Raw genomic sequence first — 4,145 nt, forward strand, 5'->3', positions numbered from 1 at the left:
CCAGCTTCACCTCACCGCTACGACGGCGAGGAGATGGTGGTCTTCCACCTCCATCCGGACAAATCAGCGCCTCGTGGCGCACTGCCCGTGGTGACGCCGACCCGAGTGGGGGGCCATGAAGTACACACGATGGCGTCCGGCCAGGTCAGCGGCTTGCGCTTAGCGCGACAGAGCAACCGTTCTGCCGGGTGTACCCGTTCGACCGCAGTCAGCCGACCAGGGGCAACATGATTGCGTGTACCTGGTGGCACGAGTGTTACCGACACCCCGGTTCGCCGCAGGCCCCGCGAGCGATGTGGCGAGTTCTCATCGAAATCGGCGACGGAGGCGCGCCTCTTGGACGATGGACCTACGTCTCCTCCACGGCGAGGTAGGAATCCCGGGCCGGATGCAGAACTTTAGTCCGGCGAGCATTACCCGCGTTGACCTGGACGATGTCACATCCATGGGGACCGGCTGCACTCCCTGACAACGGCACAAGGCCGACGACCCCAGGAGACGCGATCAGGGAGGTGGAGCCGTGGAGGTGGGTCTCGGGAGCGTGATCGTGCTCGGGCTCTTGTACGCCAGCCACTGCCTCAGGGTCTGGCTACGCGGGCGAGCCAAGCCGAGCACGGCCGGCGCGCAGGGTGCGAGTACGACCCCGGCCATGATCAGGGTGCTGCCCCCGGGCAGTCGGCTGACGGTCCGGGCGGCGGACGGCTCGATGGTCAAGGTCGATCTGGCTCGGGCAGCGGAGCCGCCCCATGGTCTATGACGACGCGGCCGTTGAGCCGCTCTTCCTGGCGGGGCGCCGCGAGGGCTGGCCAGGGCCGGCCCAGACCACCAGGCCGGTCGAGGCGAAGGCCTTGCCGGTGCAAGCGGCGGTCGCCGCCTTCTACGCGCAGGAGGCCAAGAAGCTGTTCGGGTTCGTGATACGGCTCGGCACCGACGACCCGGAGCTCGCCGCCGACATCGTGCAAGCCACCTTCCTGGACGCGTTAACCAGCTGGGACACGATTCGCGAGCACCGCGCCTGGATACGGCGCGTCGCCGAGCGCAAGCTGATGCGTGCCAAGGACCGCACACGGCTGAGAGAAGACCCGGTCGCCGAGCTGCCCGACGTCGAACGGGCGATGGCTCCCGGCCACCGCTCCGAGCTGCTGCGTCCCGACGCCGCGCTCGAACTGAGCGAGCAGATACAGCAAGTGACCCGCATGATCGCCAAGCTGCCCCACCGGCAGCGCATGGTGCTGGCCTGGCACCTGGACGGCTACTGCAACCAGGAGATCGCCAGGCACCTGCGAATGACACCGGACGCTGTCCGACAGAACCTCAAACGCGCCAAATCCGCCCTGAAGATCGCACATTACGGAGGTGAAGCATGACGCCGCGCGAGCAGTCCGATGCTGAGCTCGACGCGATTCTCGCAGCATTCAACCAGGCGGTGGACGACCTGGTGGATGAGGCGGTCGACATCGACTCCGGCTGGGAGGCGATCGTGAGCGCAAGATCGGCTTCCGATAACACCGCTGCCCTGCGGGCGATGCGCGATCGGATGCACCCCGCCTCCACACGCAAGGTGCTCCCCGTGGGAGACAGCCGCACCCGGCTGCCCCGGTGGGACAACATCCCGGTCCCCGCCGAGCCCAACGCCGGCGAGGTGGTGCACCACATCAGCGACGCCGACATCAGCGACAGGATCAGCCGTGCGATCCACCTCGCCCAGAGCCGTAAGGCCGGTCGTGCCGCGGACGACGTTGTGGAGGGTTCGGGGTCGCCGGCGATTCCCGGCGGCGATCTGCGGACGATGCGTAACGCTGACCGCGAGGAGACCCGGGCTGTGATCGCGCACTGGCGGGAGCTGTTGAGCAGGTGCCCGGCAGGGGCTCTCGGGATGGAAGGCTCGGCGAGGGTCGCGGAAATGGTGGCCGTACTGGCGGAGAGCTCGATCACGGACCGGGACGAGCACACCGCCTTGCACCTGATCCAGGCCGCTTTCCCCCATCTGGTGTTTCTGGGCCGCTGCCATCCGGCTGTGTTGGAGGTGCGGCGCGCCTGGGCCGAGTCCCTGTCCGAGCTCGGCCGGCACCGGCGGGCCGAGTCGAAGCTGCGTCGACTGAGCGAGGACGAACAGCGGGTGTTCGGCCTTCCCAACCCGCGCACCACGCTGCTGCTGCTGTGGGCGCTGGTCGGCCAAGGCCGTTTGCGGGAGGCTGAGGACGGCTTCGGCTCGTTGCAGGGCCGCCTGCTCCTGTCACAGGGCCCCGACAGTCCGATGCTGTGGCATCTGCAGTGCCGGCGCGCCTGGTTGCTGGGGCAGCAGGGACGGGTGGAGGAGTCGGTGAGCGACTACGACGCCGTCATCATCAACCGGATCCACGAGCTGGACGAAGACCATGCCGACACCCTGGACGCGCGGCACTCCAAGGGAAAGATCCTCGTCGTCGCCGGGCAAGGCGAACAGGCGCTGACCCTCCTGCGCAACCTGGGGGAAGACCGCGCGCGTATCCAAGGAGACCGGCATCCCGACACGCTGGAGACCCGCAAGTACCTTGGCCTGGCCCAGGCGCTGGCCGATCCACGCGACGACCGCGTCGTCGGCCGGGTCATCCATGACCTCGAAGAGTCCCTGCACCTTCAGGACAAGCGGCACGGCCCAGGCCATCCCATGAGCCGTGACACGGCGGCATGGCTCGGCCGGCTCCTCCGCCTCCAGGAGGCGATCCGTTTTCGGGAACCGCTCCCCGTTCTGCGTCAGGTCCTGGCCATCGACGCCACAGGCAAGGACGGGAGCGTGTGCGCCGATGTGCGGTAGTGGTCACCGCACGCTCAACCAGTTCCCCGATGGAACAGTACAGAGAGTGAGGGAGGCAGAATTGAAGCTCGGACTGCTCACGGCCGCGCTCGGCCAGATGTCCCTGGAGCAGGTTGCCGCCTGGGCGCCGCAGGCCGGATACCAGGCGCTGGAGGTGGCGGCCTGGCCGGTCGGCAGCGAACACATCCACCAAGCCGCCCACCTCGATGCGGCCGGCTTCACCGCCGATGACGCCGCCCGCGTGCGCGAGCTGCTGGACGGTCACGGCCTGACCATCTCCGCGGTGACCTACTGCGGCAACAACCTGCACGGCGATCCCGCAGAACGCGACCGCGTCCACCGTCACCTGCGGGCCTGCGTCGATGCGGCAGCGGTCTTGGGCGTCCGGTATGTCACCACCTTCATCGGCCGTGACGTCACCTTGTCGGTGGCCGACAACCTCAAGCAGGCCGAACAGCACCTGCCTCCGCTGACCGGCTACGCGGCGGACCGCGGCGTGAAGCTGCTTGCCGAGAACTGCCCGATGGAAGGCTGGCATCCCGACGGATACCCCGCCAATCTCGCCTACTCGCCCGAGCTGTGGGACTGGATGGCCGGACTCGGCTTCGGCCTCGCCTACGACCCCTCTCACCTGCCCTGGCTCGGCATTGACCCTCTCGACGCGCTGGAACACGCCCTGCGATCCGGCATTGTCGGCCACGTTCAGGCCAAAGACATCCAAATCGACCAGCGGGCCCGCACTCGCTACGGGGTGTTCGGCAAGACAGTCGGACGCACCTCTCCCACCGACGTCGGCTGGTGGCGCTACCGCGTTCCCGGCCGCGGGCAACTCGACTGGAACCAGATCATCGACGCACTCTATGCCGCTGGATATGACGGCGACGTCGCCGTCGAGCACGAGGACCCGGTGTGGGGCGGCACACTCGAGCGGACCCTGCAAGGCATGCAGATCGCCGCGCACACCCTACGACCGCTGATCCTCACCACGACGAGAGCTGAGGAGCTGGCCTAAAGGAGTCCCAGTAGTCCTGACGAAACTTTCGTCGGATATGCCCTTGACCTGCGGCGATGCGGGGCCAATATCAGGGCCTGAGATCGTTTCCGCTACGTTCCGTACCGGATTGTCCGGTCTGGAGCGTGGGGTGGTTCGGTGTCGGAGAAGATGTTCTCCAAGGAGCAGTTTGAGCAGTTGGGGGCCGGCCCGCATAAGGTCAAAACCCGCAATCAGTGGATCTTGACCACTGATGTACCGGATAACGCTCCTGAGTCGCGCGGCTACCGTCTCGACGGACCCGCAGGTCGCCCCTCTCCGGCCGGCGGTCATGTACCGGATAACTGTTCCTTATCC

Annotated in this window: 5 protein-coding genes; all 5 read left to right on the plus strand. The window is 67.3% G+C overall.

The features are described from left to right. Positions 1–520 precede the first annotated feature (520 nt). Complete coding sequence (locus tag ABZU75_RS45525; RefSeq protein WP_355569522.1) at positions 521–757, plus strand: hypothetical protein; 237 nt, start codon at positions 521–523, stop codon at positions 755–757. Further along, positions 747–1,367, plus strand: a complete 621-nt coding sequence (locus ABZU75_RS45530) for a sigma-70 family RNA polymerase sigma factor (protein ID WP_355569525.1) — start codon at positions 747–749, stop codon at positions 1,365–1,367. The genes ABZU75_RS45525 and ABZU75_RS45530 overlap by 11 nt, the downstream gene beginning before the upstream one ends. Further along, a complete protein-coding gene (locus ABZU75_RS45535; RefSeq protein WP_355569528.1) occupies positions 1,364–2,797 on the plus strand; it encodes a hypothetical protein in 1,434 nt (477 codons plus the stop codon). Before ABZU75_RS45530 ends, ABZU75_RS45535 begins: the two co-directional genes overlap by 4 nt. A 61-nt stretch (positions 2,798–2,858) precedes the next feature. Then, on the plus strand, positions 2,859–3,809 hold the full coding sequence (locus ABZU75_RS45540) for a sugar phosphate isomerase/epimerase (RefSeq protein ID WP_355569531.1): 951 nt from the start codon (positions 2,859–2,861) through the stop codon (positions 3,807–3,809). A 138-nt stretch (positions 3,810–3,947) separates the two neighbouring features. Beyond that, positions 3,948–4,145: hypothetical protein (locus ABZU75_RS45545; protein WP_355569534.1), on the plus strand; the 198-nt coding region annotated here is incomplete at its 3' end.

It is taken from the genome of Streptosporangium sp. NPDC005286, from assembly GCF_040607515.1.
Classification (GTDB): domain Bacteria; phylum Actinomycetota; class Actinomycetes; order Streptosporangiales; family Streptosporangiaceae; genus Streptosporangium.